The 19,545-nt window shown below is 45.4% G+C and carries 18 protein-coding genes; 14 read left to right on the top strand and 4 right to left on the bottom strand.

Annotated elements, in window-relative coordinates; all coding sequences use genetic code 11:
• The first annotated feature begins 150 nt into the window (after window positions 1-150).
• The 8 genes from B050_RS0101820 to rodA all read left to right on the top strand — a co-directional run bounded on the left by B050_RS0101820 (window position 151) and on the right by rodA (window position 9,044).
• A complete protein-coding gene (locus B050_RS0101820; RefSeq protein WP_018472163.1) occupies window positions 151-1,029 on the top strand; it encodes a geranylgeranylglycerol-phosphate geranylgeranyltransferase in 879 nt (292 codons plus the stop codon).
• A gap of 111 nt (window positions 1,030-1,140) precedes the next feature.
• A complete protein-coding gene (gene purN / locus B050_RS0101815; protein WP_018472162.1) occupies window positions 1,141-1,698 on the top strand; it encodes a phosphoribosylglycinamide formyltransferase in 558 nt (185 codons plus the stop codon).
• 72 nt (window positions 1,699-1,770) lie between these two features.
• Window positions 1,771-3,297: a bifunctional phosphoribosylaminoimidazolecarboxamide formyltransferase/IMP cyclohydrolase gene (gene purH, locus B050_RS0101810; RefSeq protein ID WP_018472161.1), complete on the top strand. Its 1,527-nt coding sequence runs from the start codon at window positions 1,771-1,773 to the stop codon at window positions 3,295-3,297.
• 283 nt (window positions 3,298-3,580) lie between these two features.
• On the top strand, window positions 3,581-4,609 hold the full coding sequence (locus B050_RS0101805; RefSeq protein WP_018472160.1) for a rod shape-determining protein: 1,029 nt from the start codon (window positions 3,581-3,583) through the stop codon (window positions 4,607-4,609).
• Window positions 4,610-4,616: 7 nt separating this feature from the next.
• Window positions 4,617-5,444, top strand: a complete 828-nt coding sequence (gene mreC / locus B050_RS0101800; protein ID WP_018472159.1) for a rod shape-determining protein MreC — start codon at window positions 4,617-4,619, stop codon at window positions 5,442-5,444.
• On the top strand, window positions 5,444-5,965 hold the full coding sequence (locus B050_RS0101795) for a hypothetical protein (protein WP_018472158.1): 522 nt from the start codon (window positions 5,444-5,446) through the stop codon (window positions 5,963-5,965). Before mreC ends, B050_RS0101795 begins: the two co-directional genes overlap by 1 nt.
• Window positions 5,966-7,768 carry a penicillin-binding protein 2 gene (gene mrdA / locus B050_RS0101790; RefSeq protein WP_018472157.1) on the top strand — a complete coding sequence of 601 codons (1,803 nt, stop codon included), beginning with the start codon at window positions 5,966-5,968 and terminating at the stop codon, window positions 7,766-7,768.
• 1 nt (window position 7,769) lies between these two features.
• A complete protein-coding gene (gene rodA, locus B050_RS0101785) occupies window positions 7,770-9,044 on the top strand; it encodes a rod shape-determining protein RodA (RefSeq protein WP_026235540.1) in 1,275 nt (424 codons plus the stop codon).
• A gap of 162 nt (window positions 9,045-9,206) precedes the next feature.
• Here the strand turns inward: rodA and B050_RS0101780 are convergent, their stop codons facing one another.
• Both B050_RS0101780 and B050_RS0101775 read right to left on the bottom strand, forming a co-directional pair.
• Window positions 9,207-10,601, bottom strand: coding sequence for a sulfatase-like hydrolase/transferase (locus B050_RS0101780; protein WP_026235539.1), 1,395 nt, complete (start codon window positions 10,599-10,601; stop codon window positions 9,207-9,209).
• Between the two features lie 248 nt (window positions 10,602-10,849).
• Window positions 10,850-11,953, bottom strand: a complete 1,104-nt coding sequence (locus B050_RS0101775) for a hypothetical protein (RefSeq protein ID WP_018472154.1) — start codon at window positions 11,951-11,953, stop codon at window positions 10,850-10,852.
• Window positions 11,954-11,987: 34 nt separating this feature from the next.
• On the opposite strand from B050_RS0101775, the gene B050_RS0101770 reads away from it, so the two are divergent.
• Genes B050_RS0101770 through recO form a run of 3 tightly spaced genes read left to right on the top strand, consistent with a single transcriptional unit; the run spans window position 11,988 to window position 13,640 of the window.
• Window positions 11,988-12,314, top strand: a complete 327-nt coding sequence (locus B050_RS0101770) for a 2Fe-2S iron-sulfur cluster-binding protein (protein ID WP_018472153.1) — start codon at window positions 11,988-11,990, stop codon at window positions 12,312-12,314.
• A gap of 24 nt (window positions 12,315-12,338) precedes the next feature.
• Complete coding sequence (locus tag B050_RS0101765; RefSeq protein WP_018472152.1) at window positions 12,339-12,923, top strand: thymidine kinase; 585 nt, start codon at window positions 12,339-12,341, stop codon at window positions 12,921-12,923.
• Window positions 12,924-12,944: 21 nt separating this feature from the next.
• Window positions 12,945-13,640 (top strand): DNA repair protein RecO, encoded by a 696-nt coding sequence (gene recO, locus B050_RS0101760; RefSeq protein WP_018472151.1) that lies wholly within the window; start codon window positions 12,945-12,947, stop codon window positions 13,638-13,640.
• Between the two features lie 528 nt (window positions 13,641-14,168).
• Here recO and B050_RS0101750 read toward each other — a convergent pair.
• A complete protein-coding gene (locus tag B050_RS0101750; RefSeq protein ID WP_026235538.1) occupies window positions 14,169-15,308 on the bottom strand; it encodes an acyl-CoA dehydrogenase family protein in 1,140 nt (379 codons plus the stop codon).
• Between the two features lie 223 nt (window positions 15,309-15,531).
• Between B050_RS0101750 and galE the strand changes: the two genes are divergently transcribed.
• From galE to B050_RS0101735, 3 genes are all read left to right on the top strand, one after another.
• Complete coding sequence (gene galE / locus B050_RS0101745) at window positions 15,532-16,545, top strand: UDP-glucose 4-epimerase GalE (RefSeq protein WP_018472148.1); 1,014 nt, start codon at window positions 15,532-15,534, stop codon at window positions 16,543-16,545.
• Window positions 16,546-16,868: 323 nt separating this feature from the next.
• Complete coding sequence (serS, locus tag B050_RS0101740; RefSeq protein ID WP_018472147.1) at window positions 16,869-18,143, top strand: serine--tRNA ligase; 1,275 nt, start codon at window positions 16,869-16,871, stop codon at window positions 18,141-18,143.
• A gap of 117 nt (window positions 18,144-18,260) precedes the next feature.
• Window positions 18,261-18,926, top strand: coding sequence for a heme exporter protein CcmB (locus B050_RS0101735; protein WP_018472146.1), 666 nt, complete (start codon window positions 18,261-18,263; stop codon window positions 18,924-18,926).
• Between the two features lie 337 nt (window positions 18,927-19,263).
• Here B050_RS0101735 and B050_RS0101730 read toward each other — a convergent pair whose 3' ends face one another.
• Window positions 19,264-19,485, bottom strand: a complete 222-nt coding sequence (locus B050_RS0101730; protein ID WP_018472145.1) for a hypothetical protein — start codon at window positions 19,483-19,485, stop codon at window positions 19,264-19,266.
• Window positions 19,486-19,545: the final 60 nt, after the last annotated feature.

The following is a 19,545-nucleotide window of genomic DNA, read 5'->3' as shown; positions in this document are numbered from 1 at the left end:
CCAGCCCTAAGTCCTGATTCAGGCTTTTGACAAAAGGCTTATCAATGCTGTAATTTTGCCTTACCTTTGCCTGAGGATTGACCTAGGTTTTCTCGCTCCTCTAGAGGTCTGACGAGGGGCTCATTGGCCACTGCAATAAAGTAAAAAACTATGTCCAGGGATACACTACCTACCGAAAAGGCATTTTCTTTTATCGCCTTCATCAAAATCATCCGTGCGGACAATTTGCTGATGATGGCCTTTGCGCAGCTCATGACGGCCTACTTCCTGGTGGAAACGGGCACCGACGGGCAGCCCATCCTTGAGGATTCCAACCTCTACCTGCTGATCCTGTCCACGGTGATGATCGCCGCCTCAGGATACCTCATCAATGACTATTACGATGTCAAGATAGACTATATCAATAAGCCCGATGAAGTGATTATCGGCAAAGGCCTGCGCCGCAGAATGGTGATGTTTCTCCACACTTTTCTGAATATGCTCGGCATCATGCTGGCCACCCTGGTCAGTATAGAAGTGGGGATTATCAATTTTGTGGCGGCCTTTATCTTATGGTTTTATTCCAATACCCTAAAGCGCCTGCCATTGGTGGGGAATATGGCCGTGGCCTTGCTGACTGGCCTGGCCATCTGGATCATCGGTTTTTATTACCATAAGGCGGAATTGTTGGTGATGGTATATGCTATTTTTGCATTTTTTATAAATCTGATCAGGGAGATCATCAAGGATATCGAAGACCGGGAAGGGGACCGGAAGCATGGCTGCCGCACGCTTCCCGTGGTATTGGGGTTTAGGAAGACGAAGAATGTCATTTTTATTATTGCAGGCTTCTTTGTGAGCTCCATAGGAATAGTGGCTTATCTGATCAATGAGTTTCTGCTATATGCGTATTTCGCTGGAATAGGGCTGCTATTTATCTACTTTATGATCAATATCTATCAGGCCGACCGCAAGGCGCATTTTACGCGGCTCAGTCAGCTGTCAAAATTAATAATGCTGACCGGAGTGCTGAGCATGGCCTTTCTATAAAAAGCACTTTTTGGCCCGCAGCTTGCCTATAGTATAGCGATGGCAAAAATAATATCCCTATTTTTGTTCCTCTGAATAAGAATAATACACTTACGAAAATATTATACACCATTGAAAAAGATAGCCATATTAGCTTCCGGGAATGGCAGTAATGCTGAAGAAATAATCAAACATTTTTCCTCCTCCCAAAAAGCCGAAGTCAATATCATCGCTTCCAACAAAAAAGAGGCTTATGTCTTAGAGCGAGCAAAAAACCATAATATCACCCATTTTGCTTTTACCAGACAGGAGATGGATGCAGGCGTATTGGAAGATACTTTTGTTCAGCGTAAGATTGACCTCGTGGTATTGGCGGGATTCTTACTGAAAATTCCCGAAGGACTGATCAAAGCCTATCCCGAAAAAATCATCAACGTGCATCCCGCATTGCTTCCAAAGCATGGCGGTAAGGGGATGTATGGCATGAAGGTGCATCAAGCTGTAAAAGACAGAGGGGATAAAGAGACCGGCATCACCATCCATTATGTCAATGAAAAATACGATGATGGACGGATAATTTTTCAGGAAAGTGTGGCCGTGGAAGAAGGAGACGATGCCGTGCAGATCGCTAATAAGGTACACGCCCTGGAGTATAAATATTTCCCAAAAGTGATCGAAAGCCTGCTTTAATCAGCTGATTTTCCTAACTTTGCAGTTTAAAATCATTTTACGCAACTCTATTTCATTCAACACATTATAAAAATGGCTGTTAAGAAAATTCAATCTGCCCTGATTTCTGTTTTTTATAAAGACAACCTGGAGCCTATTATTGCCCTGCTAAAAGAGCAAGGAGTCAAGATATATTCTACCGGTGGAACTCAAAAATTCATAGAGGAGCAGGGAGCAGAAGTGACTGCAGTAGAAGATCTTACTGGTTACCCTTCTATCTTTGGTGGCAGAGTAAAAACCCTTCACCCAAAGGTATTTGGTGGTATTTTGTACAGAAGAGAAGACCAAGGCGATCTATCCCAAGCGGAAGAGTTTGAGATTCCAGCCATTGATTTGGTGATCGTGGATCTTTATCCATTTGAAGAAACGGTAGCTTCTGGTGCTGCGGAGCAGGATATCATCGAGAAGATCGATATTGGAGGGATCTCCCTAATCCGTGCGGCAGCCAAAAACTTCAAGGACGTGACCATCATTGCTTCCAGAGACCAGTACGGTGAATTGGAGGAAAGACTAAAAAATAATGGTGGAGGAACCACCTTGGCAGACCGGAAATATTTTGCGGCCAAAGCCTTCCAGGTTTCCTCACACTATGACACCCATATCTTCAATTACTTCAACCAAAACGAAGAAATTCCTGCCTTGAAAGTAAGTGAAAACAATGCCAAGGCCCTTAGATACGGCGAGAATCCACATCAAAAAGCACATTTCTACGGCAATATGGAAGATCTATTCGACCAGTTGAATGGCAAGGAATTGTCATATAATAACCTGGTGGATGTCGATGCTGCAGTGGCTTTGATTGCTGAGTTTGAAGGAGAGACTGCTTTTGCGATCCTCAAGCATAATAATGCCTGCGGAGTCGCCAAAGGATCGACTGTCAAAGAAGCTTATCTTAAAGCCTTTGAGGCCGATACCTTATCTGCTTTTGGCGGTGTATTGATCACCAACCAAACGGTGGACAAGGCTGCGGCGGAGGAAATGCACGGTTTATTCTTCGAGGTGTTGATTGCCCCTGCATTCGATGAGGATGCTCTGGATGTGTTGAAAGGCAAGAAAAATAGAATTTTGCTAGTTCAGAAAACCACCGTAGGAGGTACCAAGCAGATCAAGACCTTGCTGAATGGATACATCGAGCAGGATAAGGATCTGGCGACGGAGACCAAGGCGGATTTTGAAGTGGTAACAAAAGTGGCGCCGACTGAGGAGCAAAAAGATGCACTGGTATTTGCCGCCAAAGTTTGTAAGCATACCAAGTCCAATACCATCGTTCTTAGCAATGGCGATCAGCTATTTGCTAGTGGCGTGGGTCAGACCAGCCGAGTGGATGCACTGCGTCAGGCGATCGATAAGGCCAAGGCTTTCGGCTTCAAGCTGGAAGGCTCGGTGATGGCTTCGGATGCCTTCTTCCCCTTCCCTGATTGCGTGGAAATCGCCTCCAAAGAAGGAGTTGCTGCGGTGGTGCAGCCAGGTGGTTCTATCAAGGATAAAGACAGCGTAGCCTTCTGTGACAAGGTGGGCATGAGCATGGTGATGACAGGAACGCGTCATTTCAAACATTAATTATAAACATCCCGTAATAATTATCTTTCCCCGGTGAGCTGCTTACCGGGGATTTTTTTTGCATTTGAATAGCGATATTGTGTTAAGTATCGGCAATAATCTATATCACTGTAAATTATGCCTTTGCGAAGGATAGAGAAGGTTCTGGAAAAAAAGTAGCGCAAGGCTGATATAATTCCAAATTAAGGTAATAATTTTGCCATCCCTCGTTTTATTTAAGCACTGATAGTGCTAACTTTAAACGATCAACTCAAACATAAAAATTTCTAAGTAAAGGACCAGGATGGGATTATTTGACTTTTTCTCAAGTGATATAGCAATAGATTTAGGTACAGCTAATACCCTTATTATACATAAAGAAAAAATTGTAGTAGACGAACCATCAATTATCGCTATTGATAAGACTACTAATCGGATTTTGGCAGTGGGAAGAGAGGCGATGAACATGCATGAAAAAACGCATGAGAACATCAAAACTATTCGTCCGCTTAAGGATGGGGTAATTGCCGATTTCTATGCCGCCGAGCAGATGATCAGAGGGCTGATAAAGATGATACCAGGGCATAAGAAGGGGATGTTTCCTCAGTCTCATCGCATGGTGATCTGTATCCCTTCGGGCATCACGGAAGTAGAAAAACGTGCCGTACGAGATTCCGCAGAGCATGCGGGAGCTAAGGAGGTCTATATGGTCTATGAGCCTATAGCCGCTGCAATAGGGATAGGTATTGATATCGAAAAACCAATGGGATCCATGATCGTGGATATCGGAGGTGGTACCACGGAGATTGCCCTAATCGCCCTCTCCGGCATCGTGGCAGATCAGTCCATCCGGGTAGCTGGTGACACCTTCACTAAGGATATTCTGGATTATATGCGCCGTCAGCATAACCTGCTTATTGGTGAGCGTTCGGCAGAGAAAGTAAAAATAGCCATTGGCTCAGCACTTACTGAGCTGGATGATGCGCCAGAAGATTATGAAATCCGCGGTCGTGACCTTATGACCGGCATTCCTAAGGTGATCAAAGTTTCCTATTCGGAAATCGCCTTTGCCTTGGATAAGTCTGTTTCTAAAATCGAAGAGGCGGTACTCAAAGCCCTGGAGATCGCTCCACCGGAATTATCCGCAGATATCTATGACAATGGCATTCACCTCACTGGTGGAGGGGCATTGCTCAAAGGGCTGGACAAAAGATTACATCAGAAAACAAAACTTCCAATTCACATCGCTGAGGATCCCTTGAGAGCGGTGGTGCGTGGCACCGGTACTGCCCTCAAGAATATAAATAGTTTCCGAACCGTGCTGATGACCTGATGAGTGAATGCAACGCATATTATTATTCTTATATAGTATCCGAGCCTTCCTGCTCTTTGTGGCACTGGAAGCTGTAGCCTTATGGCTAGTCGTAACTTATAATTCTCCGCAAGGAGCCGTATTCTTCAATAGTTCCAATGCACTTACTGGTTCCTTACTGTCCACCAAGGATGGCTTTACCTCTTATTTTACCTTAGGAGAAGCCAATGATGAGCTGGCCCGTAAAAATGCTGAGCTGATGGATATCTTGGCTGCCCAGTCTTTTCCCAAAGACAGCATCTATATCCAGGTGGATAGCATCATGCAGGCCAACTATCAGTTCAAAGGCGCCAAGGTCATCAATAACTCCCTTCACCTAAGGACCAATCATATCACGCTGAACAAAGGCAGTGAAGATGGAATCAAAGTGGGCATGGGGGTGTTTAATGGCGAAGGGATCGTGGGAAGAGTCAAAGGAGTCACCAAGCATTACGCTTCGGTCATCTCCCTGCTGCATACCGATCTGCTTATTTCCTCCAAGATCAAGTCCACCGAGGTATTTGGCTCCACACAGTGGGACGGTAAAAACGCAAAATTTGCGAAGCTTAGGTATGTGCCCCGTCACGTGGAAGTAGCCAAAGGTGACACCGTGGTGACCTCCGGCTATAATGCTGTGTTTCCAGAAGGAATCCTTGTGGGGACCGTGGACTCCGTTGGCGTCGGTACCGAGACCAATTACCTGGACATTACCCTGGAGTTGGCGGCGGATTTTAGCAGCTTGACCTATGTGTACTTAGTAGAAAATAACCGTAAAGAAGAATTGGATTCCCTATCCCAGTTTATTCCTATACCATAATGAACAGTAAAAACATCTTCACCCTTACCGGTGCTTTTATTTTATACTTTCTGATCCAGGTGTTGATCTTAAAAAACCTGGTCGTTTTTGGGATGGGATTTTGTCTGCTATATGTGGTCTTCATCCTTCTATTGCCGATAGAACTGTCTGCTATACCCACCATGATCATCGCCTTTTTGATGGGCTTTGGCTTGGATATATTTTATGATAGCATGGGCCTTCATACGGCCAGTGCCGTGATGCTGGCTTTCTTTAGAAGCCCTTGGCTGAAAGTCATCACACCCACCGGCGGATATGATCCCAATACCCCACCCACCTTACTTAATATGGGCATGGGCTGGTTTCTGGTATATAGCCTGCCATTGATATTATTACATCATCTTACTTTTTTCTTTATTGATAATATGGGCACCTTCTTATATCTTCCCATGATTTATAAGATATTGGCCAGTACGTTATTTACCTTTGTGATTGGAGTCATTGTTCAGGTGTTGTTCTATAAGAAGAGAAGAGGGATTTAAATGAACGAAAATCGTCAGATTGTAATCATTGTGACCATTATGATCATTGGAGTGGTGCTATTAGCTAAGCTCTTCATGATCCAGGTGATAGATGATAGTTTCTTACGTCGAGCGGAGCGAAATGCCGTTCAGCGCATAGTGGACTATCCCTATCGTGGTCTTGTATATGATCGGAATGAAGAGCTGCTGGTGTACAATAACCCAGTGTTTGACCTGATGGTGATTCCTAAGGAATTTAAGGTGAAAGACACTATTAGATTCTGTGAGCTATTTCAGATTGAAAAGGAAAAATTAATTGAGAAATATACCGCTGCCAAGAAGTATTCATGGGTGAAACCCTCCCCTCTGATCAAGCAGATCTCCACCACTGACTTTGCCAGGATCCAGGATTACCTGATCGATTATCCCGGCTTATTCGTCATGACCCGATCGGTGAGGGCTTATCCAGATTCCATCGCGGCCAATGCTTTGGGCTATATCGCAGAGATCCAGGCTCGACAGCTGGAGCGTGATACGCTAAACTATTACAGCCAGGGAGATTATATCGGGCACTCCGGAATGGAGTCTCAATATGAAAAAATCCTTCGCGGCAAAAAAGGCGCTAAATACAAAATGGTAAATGTCCGAGGAGTGGACAAAGGCTCCTTCAAAAACGGCGCTTTGGATACTGCCTCTATTGCCGGCAAAAACATCCAATCGACCATTGACATTGCCCTACAAAAATACGGTGAGAAACTCATGAAGGGTAAGAAAGGCTCTGTGGTGGCCATAGAACCAAAAACAGGAGAAATCCTATCCATGATCTCTGCCCCGATCTATGATCCAAACCTTCTCGCTGGGGCGGCCTATGGCAAAAACTATAAGGTGCTGGTGACCGACTCCACCCGTCCTCTATTCCTGCGTCCCATCCAGGCCAAATACCCTCCAGGATCGATCTTCAAGGTCGTCCAGTCTCTCATCGGACTCCAATGGGGAGTGATCAATCCCAATACGACTTTGGCCTGTAATAAGTCCCTCGTGGCTTGTCACAATCATCCCAACCCCGTCAACCTATTTGGGGCAATTCGGAACTCCTGCAACCCTTATTACTATCAGGCTTTCCGGATGATGATCAACCAGGAGAAAAGTACCAATACCTATATCGATACGCAAATAGGCCTGGATGAATGGCATACCGCTGTGGAGAAATTTGGCCTCGGCCATGAGATGGGCGTGGATCTGCCTTACGAAAGCGGCGGAAGTGTGCCTTCCAGCAAGCTATACAATAAAATCTATGGGGAGGGTCGATGGAAATATTCCACCATTTATTCCCTGTCCATCGGGCAAGGGGAAATGCTGGTGACGCCCCTGCAAATGGCAAACCTAGCCGCCATCTTTGCCAATAAAGGATACTATTATACCCCACACCTGGTCAAGGCTATTGATGGGGAAAATGGGAGTATTCCTGAAGAATTTACCGTGAAGCATGAAGTAGGAGTCGATGCCCATCACTTTGATATGGTACAGGATGCGATGGCTCAGGCTCTGTATGGTACCGCCACCAGAGCGATCATCAAGGATATTGCCATCGCTGGTAAGACCGGTACTGCGCAGAATCCCCACGGGGAAGATCACTCGGTATTTGTGGCCTTTGCTCCTAAGGAGGATCCTAAAATTGCCATTGCCGTGTATGTGGAGAATGAAGGATGGGGCGGTAGGGCCGCTGCAAGTACCGCCAGCTTGATGATAGAAAAATACCTTAGAGGCCATGTCGAAAGACCTGAGTTAGAGAAATATGTTTTGATAGGGAATTTCGGAGATTGACGTGAGACAAGACGATTTATATATTAACAAAATTGACTGGATTACCATTTTGATTTACGTCGCTTTGGTCATGATCGGCTGGATAAATATCTATGCCGCAGTGTATGACGAGCAGGCGGCCAAAAGCATTTTTGACTTTAGTATCAATAGCGGAAAACAACTGGTTTGGATCGGGACTGCCGTACTTCTCATCACCGTGATCATGGTGGCAGATTATAGGCTATTTGATAACCTCAGCCTGATCTTATACGGGGTGTTTTTGTTGATATTATTGCTGACTCCATTTATAGGAAAAGAAATAAATGGGCAAAGAGCATGGTTTGAAATCGGCTCTTTTCGGCTGCAGCCAGGGGAATTTGCAAAATTTGCCACCGCGCTTGCCTTGGCCAAGTTCATAGAAAAACCTTCCTTTGACCTTAGCCAACCAAAATATCAATTCCAAGCCTTGCTGATCATCCTGATTCCCATATCCCTGATCATGCTTCAGCCAGATACGGGTACGGCGATGGTATATACAGCCTTCTTCATCATGCTCTATCGGGAAGGTATGCCACAGAAATACTATGTGATTGCTCTGCTATTCATAGCAGTGTCCCTGCTGTCTCTGGCCGTGGAGAATAACTTGTATATCGCCTTTGGGGTCGTGGCCCTGACGGTCATCCTGATCCTGATGGGAAAGAAAACCTGGCAGCGAATCGTGTCCTTCGTCCTGATAGGAATTGCCATTATCGCCTATTCGTATAGCCTAGACTTCGTGGTGTCTAAGCTGCCCTCTCACCAGCAGAATAGGATCATGGTATTATTCAACCCTGATATAGATCCGCTGGGTGTCGGCTGGAACGTAACCCAATCCAAGATAGCGATCGGCTCGGGTGGCTTCTGGGGCAAAGGATACCTCGAAGGGACCCAGACCAAATTTGACTTTGTGCCTGAGCAGCATACCGATTTTATCTTCTGCACCCTTGGTGAGGAGTTTGGATGGATAGGAAGCCTGGTAGTGGTGGCCTTATTTGTGGCTTTACTTATCCGCCTCGTATTCTTAGCGGAGCGGCAAAAAACCAGATTCTCACGGGTATATGGCTATTGTGTGATTTCCATCCTCCTGTTTCACTTTATGATCAATATCTCCATGACCATCGGGCTGTTCCCCGTGGTGGGTATTCCGCTGCCCTTCTTTAGCTATGGAGGCTCTTCATTATGGTCATTTACCATATTGCTATTTATATTTATCAAGCTTGATTCACACCGAATTCAGCTGCTTGGAAGGATGAATTAATTAGTATAGAAGCTTTGGGGTCAATATCATTCTTCTTCTTGATTTGAAGCACTACTTTTGCCGCAGGCCATAAAAAAAAGCCAAGGCTATGATGGAGATTCCCTCCTCAGCCTTGGCTTTTCTTTTGGTTAGGAAAAGCTCGTTTCTCCTTCCTCCGATCTATTATTCTGGCTGGGTAAGCCTATAGGTTTTGTCATATTGGTCAAGCTGATTGATCCTCCAGGAAGGCCCTTCGAGGAATAGCGGATGAGGCAGCTGCACATCCCACTGGCCTAGCTTTCGCAAAAGTCTCTTGGTGATGTCCATATGCTCCATGGCCACATCATGCTGCTCTGACAGGTCCGTGTCCAGGTCAAATAGCATGGGAAGACGGTCTGGAAGCCGCACCAATTTCCACTTGCCTTCGCGGATGACTGCGCTGATCGTAAAGCGCCATTTCATCTCCTCGTGAGGAATTTCCATTTGCTCCTGGCCCAGATAGGGCAATAGGTTTTTGCCATCAAACTGATCCTCTGGACGCAGGATACCCCCCGCCATGGTGATAAAGGTGGGGACCAAATCCAGGGAACTTACCGGATGATCGTAGGTACTGCCAGCCGATAGGTGGCCGGGCCAGTTTAGGATAAAAGGAACCCGGATGCCGCCCTCCAGCAGGGTGCCTTTTTTGCCTGTAAATGGCGCATTGATGGAGCCATTGGTGACCACGGGGCCTCCATTATCACTGATGAATACCACCATCGTATTCTCCGATAAGCCGTTTTCTTCCAGGGCATTCATGATCTTTCCAATATTGATATCCAGACGGTGGACCATGGCGGCATAGGTGCGGCGCTTGGGGTCTTTTATGTCTTTATAGATATTGAGGTCTGCCTCAGTGGCCTGCATAGGTGTGTGTGGCGCATTAAAGGAAGCATAAAGGAAAAAGGGCTCCTCTTGGTGGCGGCGGATAAAATCCACACATTCGTCGCCTTTATCATCCGTAAGATAGCTGATAGGCTGAGGCGTTTTATAGTTGGACTCTATCCGAGCTTTATAGCCTCTATCCCGATCTGTAGCCTCAAAATAATCGTGGCCTCCGCCTCTATAGCCCCAAAATTCATCAAAACCTCTATTGAGTGGGTAAAATTGCTCTTCGAATCCCAAATGCCACTTGCCCACAATCCCGCTGATATAGCCGAGCTCATGCAGGTGATCGCCAACGGTCTTTACCTCCACCGGCAAACCTAGAAATGCCGGGTCAAAGCCGGGCTGATTCTCGGCAAGATTATTATCATAACCAAAGGTCACCTGATTTCTGCCTGTCAAGAGACCCGCCCGGGATGGGCTGCATACCGCTGAGGAAACATAGCCTTGCGAAAAGAATATGCCACCCTTAGCCAGTGCATCAATATTCGGAGTGAAAATCTGCTTGCTCCCCGTAATCCCCAGATCACCATATCCCAGGTCATCCGCCACGATCAATATAATATTGGGCTTATCAGCCTCCTGCTGCCTGGCCATTATAAGGTTAGGCAGCAATAGGAATAACACTAAAAATAGTCCGTTTTTTATTCTCATTTTTCTTTATTTTATCATCATAGATATCGCCCCAGCTTAGCCTCTCCGCAATTCATCAAAGTGAATATTTTAGCCGTGGAGCAAAGGGAATGTTCGTGGGTTTCATTTAATACCACATTATATGCGGTATCAAATAATAGAGATTTGCTGATCGTAATAGGGCTTGTAAGGTCGGCTTAGCTTTGCCGGGGGATGCTATGGGCGGTAAGATACCAAAAGGGGTGAAGATCATTCACCCCTTTTAAATATTATTTCTCATCAAATTTGCGATAAACCAAATGCAGGAATTCATTGACTTCCTCAGAATCCAATTCCCATTCCAGCCTGGAGGTATATCGCTCATTGATCAGCTCGACGGCTTCCACGAAGCTGTCACATTCATCAATGGACTTAAAGGCATGGTTCATCAGGTCGGGATTTCCATCAAAAAGTTTCTTGGTAAACATAAACCGCTGATTGATGGCTATACCTTCTTCCAGGCTCTCAATTGGGCCTTTTAATAGACCTCCCTGCTCGGCTTCAAAGCGCGCCCAAGCCAGTGCCGGATCGATGGACTTGCCGTTGCCTAGAGATGGCTTAGGAGCATCAATTTCCCCCTGATCTGAAGTCCTGTAGTCAACCGGCTCAGCAGGAGCGGCGGTCTCCTGTGGAAGCTCGGGAGTTTCTTCCTCTTCGAAAAAAACCGGGTTTTCCTGAGCAGGTTCCTGCATGATCGGAGCGGTTTCCGTTAGAATCTCCTCTTTTGGGATCAGCTGATCCCAGTCCAAAGGCAGCACCTTATTTAGGTCCTGCAGGAGAATATGTGGGGAAGAAAGTTGGTTTTCGTGCTGATGATAGATTTCGCTCAATGTTTTCTTATAGGCTTCCTCATCAGCATGATCCCCTTTGCTGATCAGCTCACTGAAGAGTTTCTCATGCCATTTGATGTATTTTTTTGAGGCTTTGAGGTGATGGAATGGGGATGGGTTTTTCTCTATTTCTCCCCAAAAATAAACCAGTGGATCGATGGCGAGCAGGACGGTGTCGATGAGGGCGACCTCAAGCAAGGGTATAAAGTGCTGCTTCTCGATTTTGATAGCTCGGGAAAGTACATTCATAAACTCCTTCAAGGCCTCAGTCACCGCCATATCTTTATAATCAAAGTAAGGATTGGCTTTTAGCATTTCCAGTTCCTCATTCCATTTCTCGAATAAGGTTTTGATCACCATTAGATTTACTTGAGTGCTGGGGGAAAGTTGAATGATTTCCTGACCGGACATATACTTCTTTGTGCCAAAATATTCGGAACATACCTTTTCGGTGAAGGAATGAGCGTAGGATTCTAAATAATTGAGATTAATTTTATCGTTCATTCGGTTAAATCTTAAATGGTGATCATAAAGTCAAATGCCTAAAATAGTAATAGAAAATCTTTACAACAAGGACTTGAACACAAATCCTGAGGTGAACAAAGTTATCGAAATTATTCATGAAAATAAGGTAGATTGGATGCATGCTTGCGGAAAAAAAGGAAGGTGCACCACCTGCATGATGATTGTGGAGAGTGGGATGGAGAATTTGAGCCCACTTACGGATCGGGAAGAATTTTTCCGACAATCTGGAAGGCTAAAAGAAAATCAACGCTTAACTTGCCAAGCCAAATTATTGAAGGGTACCCTACGTGTGCGAGTACATGAGCAATATAAACTTCCGCATATGAAATACAGTGATTAAGCCAAAAAGCAGGACAAAAGGAGTATGTTTATTGAACCATCCCTGGGCGGTAAAAACCCCAAAGATAAAAAAGGCCATATAGAGGTGATCTGTGGATCGATGTTTTCCGGCAAGACCGAGGAGCTGATCCGCAGGCTTAATCGTGCCTTTATCGCCAAGCAGAAAGTGGAGATTTTCAAGCCCGCCATAGATACTCGCTATCATGAACAGAATGTGGTCTCTCATAATGATACGGCCATCAGGTCCACTCCCGTGCAGTTTGCAAGTGATATCCTGCTGCTGGCGGGGGACTGCGATGTGGTGGGGATAGATGAGGTTCAGTTTTTTGATCATCAGGTGGTCCATGTAGCCAATGCCCTTGCCATAGCGGGGAAGAGGGTGATTATGGCTGGATTGGATATGGACTTTGAGGGAAAGCCCTTTGGGCCCATGCCGCAGCTCCTGTCCATCGCCGAATATGTGACCAAAGTCCATGCGATCTGTATGAAATGCGGCGAGCTGGCTTCTTATAGCTTTAGGCTTTCGGAAGATAGGGAAAAAGTTATGCTTGGTGAGAAGAATACCTATGAAGCCAGATGTCGCAAATGCTTCTATGAAGACAAAAAATAAGGCCTCCTAGCCTGCCGAACTATGCTCAAAAAGACCCAAGGCATCGTCATCCATTATATCAAGTATAAGGAGACTTCCATTATTGTGAAGATTTTTACCCGTGACCTGGGACTGAAGAGCTATATCGTCAATGGGGTGCGCAGCAGCAAGGCCAGAGGTAAGTCAGCCCTTTATCAGCCACTGAGCCTTCTGGATATGGTAGTTTATGATAAGGAAAATGCCTCGCTAAATCGTATCTCAGAGGCAAAGCTGTCCATGCCTTTCCAGCGGATCCCTTTTGATTTTTATAGGTCTGGGGTGGCCATGTTTGTGGGCGAGGTCCTCAGCAAGGCCATTTATGAGAATTATCAAAATGAATATCTCTATGATTTCGCCTTTCAAGCCGTGAAGTTGCTGGATGGCGAACAGGTAAATCTTAGTACTTTTCCCATCGCATTTTTGCTGGAGGCCTCCCGCTATTTGGGTTTCTCTCCTGAGGATGCCCGAGAATTTTTTGAGCAAGTGCATCCCACCATCGATGCCCCCGACTATGCAAGGGAGTCCAAAATACACCTGAATCTGCTGATCAGCTCGCCTTTTGCGTTAGATCTGAGAATTCCCAACGCGATACGCCGTGGATTACTGGATGATATGCTGCGCTTTTATCACCTTCATTTGGATACTTTCTCAGAAGTAAAATCCCTAGAGGTACTGAGAAATCTCTCTCGCAATAGCTAGCAAAGGACTAAAAGCTGGCAAAGCCAAAAAAGACCCATTTCCGTCTATTTATAAATCCCTAAGCGGTCGTCCTGTTCTGTACTCCTCCACCCTCCCGGTAAGCAAGCCTACTCGATATAAATAAAACACAATCTCCTTATCCATCCGACACCCTCGGGCGCTCTGGCCAACTTCTTGGCTAATCCCTATTGATAGCCATATGAACCCCCTAGAGTCTTTAAAAATACCTTATAAATGGACCTAAAGATGGAAGGGTATCCCTCGATGCTAAAGGATATACCTGAAGGAGATCCCAGAAGTTTAGCTAATCTCAGCTCTCGAGGAGGTCAAATGTTTATTCAAAAGGAAAAAAGTTATTATTCATAGCACCTCGGCTGAAGGTACAGGTATCCGATTTATTGGTCCAAAAACAAAACAAAGAACTCCCCGCAAGACTGAAATGATGGCCTGACTTATTTAAGACCGCTTCCACTTGTCAATGAAGAACTGATGTCTTGTTTTTGGAAATGATGATAATGGGAGGAAGGATTACCTAAGGATCTCCCTTGCGATCACAAGTTTCTGGATCTCGCTGGTGCCCTCTCCGATGGTGCAGAGTTTGACGTCGCGATAATATTTCTCCACGGGATAATCCTTGGTAAATCCATATCCACCAAAGATCTGCACGGCTTCATTTGCCAAGTCCACGGCTATTTCAGAGGCATAGTATTTGGCTTGGGCACTGGCCAAGGTGACGGGCTGATGGCGGTTTTTTAGATCCGCAGCTTTGAAGGTCAGCAGGGTGGCAGCCTCCAGTTTGGTAGCCATATCTGCCAGCTTAAAGCTAATGCCTTGAAAGGAGCTGATGGGCTTATTAAACTGCTCTCTTTCCTTTGAGTATTCTATAGAAGCTTCCAGGGCTCCAGCGGCGATGCCCAGAGACAGGGCGGCGATGGATATTCTTCCTCCATCGAGGACCTTCATGGCCTGGATAAATCCTTCACCTTCCTTGCCTAAAATCTGACTTTGGTGCACGCGGCAGTCGGTAAAGATAAGCTCAGAGGTCTCCGAGCTCCTCATGCCCATCTTGTCCTCCTTGCGGCCAGCCTTAAATCCTTCGGTGCCCTTCTCTATGATGAATGCCGTCATGGCGTGCTTATCACCCACCTCACCGGTGCGGACTATGACCACGGCCACATCTCCCGAATGACCGTGAGTGATGAAATTTTTTGCCCCATTGATGATATAGTACTCGCCGTCTTTGGTGGCTGTGGTTTTCATATTGCCAGCATCCGAGCCGGTATTGGGCTCAGTAAGTCCCCATGCACCCAAAAATTCGCAGCTGGCGAGTTTAGGAAGGTACTTTTTCTTTTGCTCTTGCGAGCCAAAGAGATTGATATGTCCCGAACATAGTGAGTTGTGAGCGGCCATAGACAGCCCGACTCCCGGGTCCAGCTTGGCCAGCTCCATGATGGCGGTGACATACTCAAAATACCCAAATCCGGCTCCGCCATATTCCTCCGGGATGGTCACTCCCATCAGGCCCAGCTCCCCTAATTTTTTGAATACCTCTATAGGAAAAATCTGCTTATCATCCCATTCCTTGCGAAAAGGACTGATCTCTTTGGCACCAAAACTCCTGATCATTTGAGCGATCAATTTTTGGTTTTCATTTTGGACAAAATCCATCATACGTTTACTGTTTTTGGGTTATATTCTTGTTTTTAGCGTAAAAAATCAATTATTACCGCTAGGATCAGAACGATTGATCACCTGTGTAAGTTATTAACTTTCAGACAAAAAAATAGATTTAACATATTAAAAAGCTGTAAAAATTTCATGCCTAAAGGGTTTGATTTATATTTGTCCTGACATCATAAGCCGACCCTTAACCCTCATAAAAAACACATTCATGCAACAAATTTTAATAACTGGAGGAGCTGGATACATTGGCTCCCATACTGCTGTCGCCTTGGTGAATGCAGGTTTTGAGCCTATCATCATCGACAACTTTTCCAATTCCAGCAAGCAGGCGCTGGAGGGATTGCAAAAAATTCTAGGCAAATCAGTAAAATGCTACGAAGGGGACTGTAATGATCGGGCCTTGATGCAGACGATTTTTAAGGAAAATTCCATTCAAGGGGTTATCCATTTTGCCGCCTCCAAGGCGGTGGGTGAAAGCACCAAAATCCCATTAACTTACTATAATAATAATATCAACTCGCTGCTGATCTTACTTCAAACCATGGAAGAAAACGGGGTGAAGGACATCGTCTTTTCATCTTCCTGCACGGTGTATGGTCAGCCGGATGAGCTTCCAGTGAAAGAAACTACGCCTCGCAAAGATGCGGAAAGCCCTTATGGGAATACCAAGAGGATCTGCGAGGATATCCTTATGGATTATATCAAAAGTGGCGCGCAGGCGAGAGTGGTGGCTTTGAGGTATTTTAATCCTATCGGGGCCCATCCTTCCTCCCTTATCGGGGAGCTGCCGCTGGGTGTGCCCGCCAATTTGGTGCCTTTTGTGACCCAGGCTGGTGCGGGGATCAGAGAAAAACTGACCGTCTTCGGAGCTGATTTTGATACCCCTGATGGGACCTGCATCAGAGATTATATCCATGTGATGGACCTGGCAGATGCCCACGTAAAATCCATCGAATACCTGGCCAAGCAAAAAGATAATTTCTTCGATTTGTTTAATGTAGGGACGGGAAATGGCAATTCGGTACTCGAAGTGATTCAGACTTTTGAAAAGGTAAGTGGTAAGAAACTCAACTATGAGGTGGGCGCTCGTAGAGATGGAGACATCGAAAAAGTATGGGCCAATACCGATAAAGTGACCTCTGTATTGGGCTGGACGCCTGAGTTTGGCCTTGAAGAAGGGCTTAAAGATGCCTGGAACTGGCAAGAATCCTTGAATAAATAATATTATACTGAAAAGTAACCCATACCAATACAGTACAGGAAGGTTTTTAAGTAAAAAAATAGTAGATTTACCCATAATTATAATTTTAATTAGGGGTTTATTAATCAAAAACCATCTGCTTTCTAAGCAGATGGTTTTTCTTTTTTCGGCGAAGCACAATCGCTTTAATAACCGGCCCCAGCAAATCACAGGTGCCCTGGCTGGCTACGCCCCATTATTTTGATGGGAATGGTAGAAGATAACTCAATTTTTAAATCCAAAAGGGGGAGCTGTTGCCTAAATCATTATCTTTGTTTTTCATAATAAATTAGTGAAGCGAAATTATGCTACAGGTAAATTTTATCCGTGACCATTATGACCAAGCAGTGGAGGGATTGCAGAAGCGCTTTTTTGCAGATGCAGCAAGCAAACTCCAAAATGTATTGGACTTAGATAAGAAGAGAAAGGAAATCCAATTGGATAGAGATCAGCTTCAGGCTGAGTCGAATGCCATCTCGAAGCAAATCGGCCTGCTGATGCGGGAAGGAAAGAAGGAGGAAGCAGCATCGATCAAGGAGCGGACCGCAGAAATAAAAAGTCAGATAAAATCCCTAGAAGATAGCTATGCCCAGACGGAGGAGGAACTTCGTCAGCTGCTCTATACCATCCCTAATTTGCCGCATGAGTCGGTGAAGGCAGGAAGGTCTGCAGAGGACAATGAGATGATCTATGAGCACGGTGAGGCCGTTCAGCTTCCCGAAGGTAAACTTGCTCACTGGGACCTGATCAAGAAGTATGATATTGTAGATTTTGAGCTGGGAAATAAAATCAGCGGTGCGGGTTTTCCTGTGTATAAGGGCAAGGGTGCCCGCTTGCAGCGAGGCCTTGTAAACTTCTTTTTGGATGAAGCCACTAAGCAGGGATATGCAGAAGTGCAGCCACCAATCCTGATCAACGAGGCCAGTGGGTATGGTACCGGTCAGCTGCCGGATAAGGAAGGCCAGATGTATCATGTGACCCATGATGACTTATTTCTTATCCCTACAGCGGAAGTTCCCATCACCAATATGTACCGTGATGTGATCCTTAAGGAAAGTGACTTTCCGATCAAGAACACGGCCTTTACACCTTGCTTTAGACGTGAGGCAGGAAGCTGGGGTGCTCATGTGCGCGGCTTGAACAGGCTACACCAATTCGATAAGGTGGAGCTCGTCCAGATCACGCATCCGGATAAGTCCTACGAGACGCTCGATGAGATGAGCAGCTATGTACAGTCTTTACTTCAGAAGTTAGGCCTACAATACCGTGTATTGAGGCTTTGTGGTGGGGATACAGGGTTTACTTCTGCTCTGACCTTCGATATGGAAGTGTACTCTGCTGCGCAGGAAATGTGGCTTGAAGTGAGCTCTGTGAGTAATTTCGAGACCTTCCAGGCCAATCGTCTCAAGCTTCGATTCAAAGATGAGAATAAGAAAATTAGATTAGCGCATACGCTCAACGGCAGTGCCCTCGCCTTGCCGAGAATTGTGGCCGCTATCTTAGAGAATAACCAATCCGAGAAGGGAATTAAGATGCCGGAAGTCCTGGTGCCTTACCTTGGGTTTGAGTATATAGACTAATAGAATTAAGGAAAAGCTGCTAATTCCTGCTGCTCAGTGCAGCGGTAGGGGTAGAGCTTTTCCTTTTTTATACCTTCAAATGCCGCTTCCCCGCTGAAGAGAATTACTAGCTGAGCTATGTGGAAAGAAATTAAAGTGCTGATCAAAAAGGAAGTAACCCTGGAATGGCGTCAGAAATACGCCCTAAATGGGATACTGCTGTATGTGGTAAGTGCGGTTTTTATCACCTATTTGAGTGTGGGAGCGAAGCAAGGCAATATCTCCGTGGGTACCTGGAATGCCCTGTACTGGATAATTATACTTTTTTCGGCTGTCAATGCGGTGGCCAAGAGCTTCATTCAAGAGCATCAGGGCCGTCAATTATACTATTATATGCTAGCCTCGCCGGAGAGCATCATCCTGTCAAAAATCATCTATAATATCTTACTCACTGCCGTACTGGCAATATTGGGATTTATGGTGTTTGCAGTGATCCTGGGTAACCCGGTACAGGATTTAGGCTTATTTATTCTAAACTTACTATTAGGGTCCATCGGCTTTTCGGCCTGCCTGACCATGGTCTCCGCCATCGCCTCCAAAGCCAGTAATAACGCCACATTGATGGCCATCTTAAGTTTCCCCATCATTATCCCCATGCTATTAATGGCAATCAGGATCTCCAAGAATGCCATAGACGGGCTGGATCGCGGGGTGAGTGTCGATAAGCTCGTGACCTTATTGGCGATCAACGCCATCATCGGTGCCACGGCTTATATCTTATTCCCTTATATCTGGCGAAGCTAACAGGTACTTTTTACGAACTCTGTTTCTTGACTTAAAATAAGCTTATTGGTTCTGACTATAGGGAGGACACCATTCGGAGAAGAGAAATATACCTCAGCTATAAAAGGACACAGGACAAGATATCCGTGGTTTGGGCAGGAGCTAAGCTTGGTTCGGGCGGGATATTTTTGGGACACTTATTCATAGGCTAAACTTTGGACAAAGCTAACTAGAAAGAATTCTATGATGGTAATTCCTGCAAACAGAGCCGTATAAGCTTATATATTTTGGATTTGCTATAAACGAAAAAAAGGGCCCAAGGGCCCTTTTGTCATTTTTTCACTTTTGGTGGGGAAGATTAACCGTTTACTTCTTCAGTAAGCTCTTCTACAGTTTCTTCAACTGAGTCAAGCGTATCTTCCACTGATTCCTCGAGTTGATCCATTGATTCTTCAATTACTTGCTCAGACTCTTCAATCTGAGTTTCCATTGACTCTTCAGTTTGTTCAACTTCCTTCTTGCCGCAAGATGTAGTCATTATCAGACCTGCTACGGCGAACAATACAAATACTTTCTTCATATATGATCTTAAAATAAGCATGCAAATGTACCACCAGTTTTATCATTTACAAGCGATTTT

This window comes from Echinicola pacifica DSM 19836 (assembly GCF_000373245.1).
In the GTDB taxonomy this organism is placed as follows: Bacteria; Bacteroidota; Bacteroidia; order Cytophagales; family Cyclobacteriaceae; genus Echinicola; species Echinicola pacifica.
This window is presented reverse-complemented; position numbering and strand designations above follow the sequence as displayed.

Excerpts from the sequence above, each read along its gene's own strand:
- B050_RS0101820 (WP_018472163.1), top strand. The coding sequence starts at position 151 with ATGTCCAGGGATACACTACCTACCGAAAAGGCATTTTCTTTTATCGCC.
- purH (WP_018472161.1), top strand. The coding sequence starts at position 1,771 with ATGGCTGTTAAGAAAATTCAATCTGCCCTGATTTCTGTTTTTTATAAA.
- B050_RS0101805 (WP_018472160.1), top strand. The coding sequence starts at position 3,581 with ATGGGATTATTTGACTTTTTCTCAAGTGATATAGCAATAGATTTAGGT.
- mreC (WP_018472159.1), top strand. The coding sequence starts at position 4,617 with ATGCAACGCATATTATTATTCTTATATAGTATCCGAGCCTTCCTGCTC.
- B050_RS0101795 (WP_018472158.1), top strand. The coding sequence starts at position 5,444 with ATGAACAGTAAAAACATCTTCACCCTTACCGGTGCTTTTATTTTATAC.
- mrdA (WP_018472157.1), top strand. The coding sequence starts at position 5,966 with ATGAACGAAAATCGTCAGATTGTAATCATTGTGACCATTATGATCATT.
- B050_RS0101780 (WP_026235539.1), bottom strand. The coding sequence starts at position 10,601 with ATGAGAATAAAAAACGGACTATTTTTAGTGTTATTCCTATTGCTGCCT.
- B050_RS0101775 (WP_018472154.1), bottom strand. The coding sequence starts at position 11,953 with ATGAACGATAAAATTAATCTCAATTATTTAGAATCCTACGCTCATTCC.
- B050_RS0101770 (WP_018472153.1), top strand. The coding sequence starts at position 11,988 with ATGCCTAAAATAGTAATAGAAAATCTTTACAACAAGGACTTGAACACA.
- B050_RS0101765 (WP_018472152.1), top strand. The coding sequence starts at position 12,339 with ATGTTTATTGAACCATCCCTGGGCGGTAAAAACCCCAAAGATAAAAAA.
- recO (WP_018472151.1), top strand. The coding sequence starts at position 12,945 with ATGCTCAAAAAGACCCAAGGCATCGTCATCCATTATATCAAGTATAAG.
- B050_RS0101750 (WP_026235538.1), bottom strand. The coding sequence starts at position 15,308 with ATGGATTTTGTCCAAAATGAAAACCAAAAATTGATCGCTCAAATGATC.
- galE (WP_018472148.1), top strand. The coding sequence starts at position 15,532 with ATGCAACAAATTTTAATAACTGGAGGAGCTGGATACATTGGCTCCCAT.
- serS (WP_018472147.1), top strand. The coding sequence starts at position 16,869 with ATGCTACAGGTAAATTTTATCCGTGACCATTATGACCAAGCAGTGGAG.
- B050_RS0101735 (WP_018472146.1), top strand. The coding sequence starts at position 18,261 with ATGTGGAAAGAAATTAAAGTGCTGATCAAAAAGGAAGTAACCCTGGAA.
- B050_RS0101730 (WP_018472145.1), bottom strand. The coding sequence starts at position 19,485 with ATGAAGAAAGTATTTGTATTGTTCGCCGTAGCAGGTCTGATAATGACT.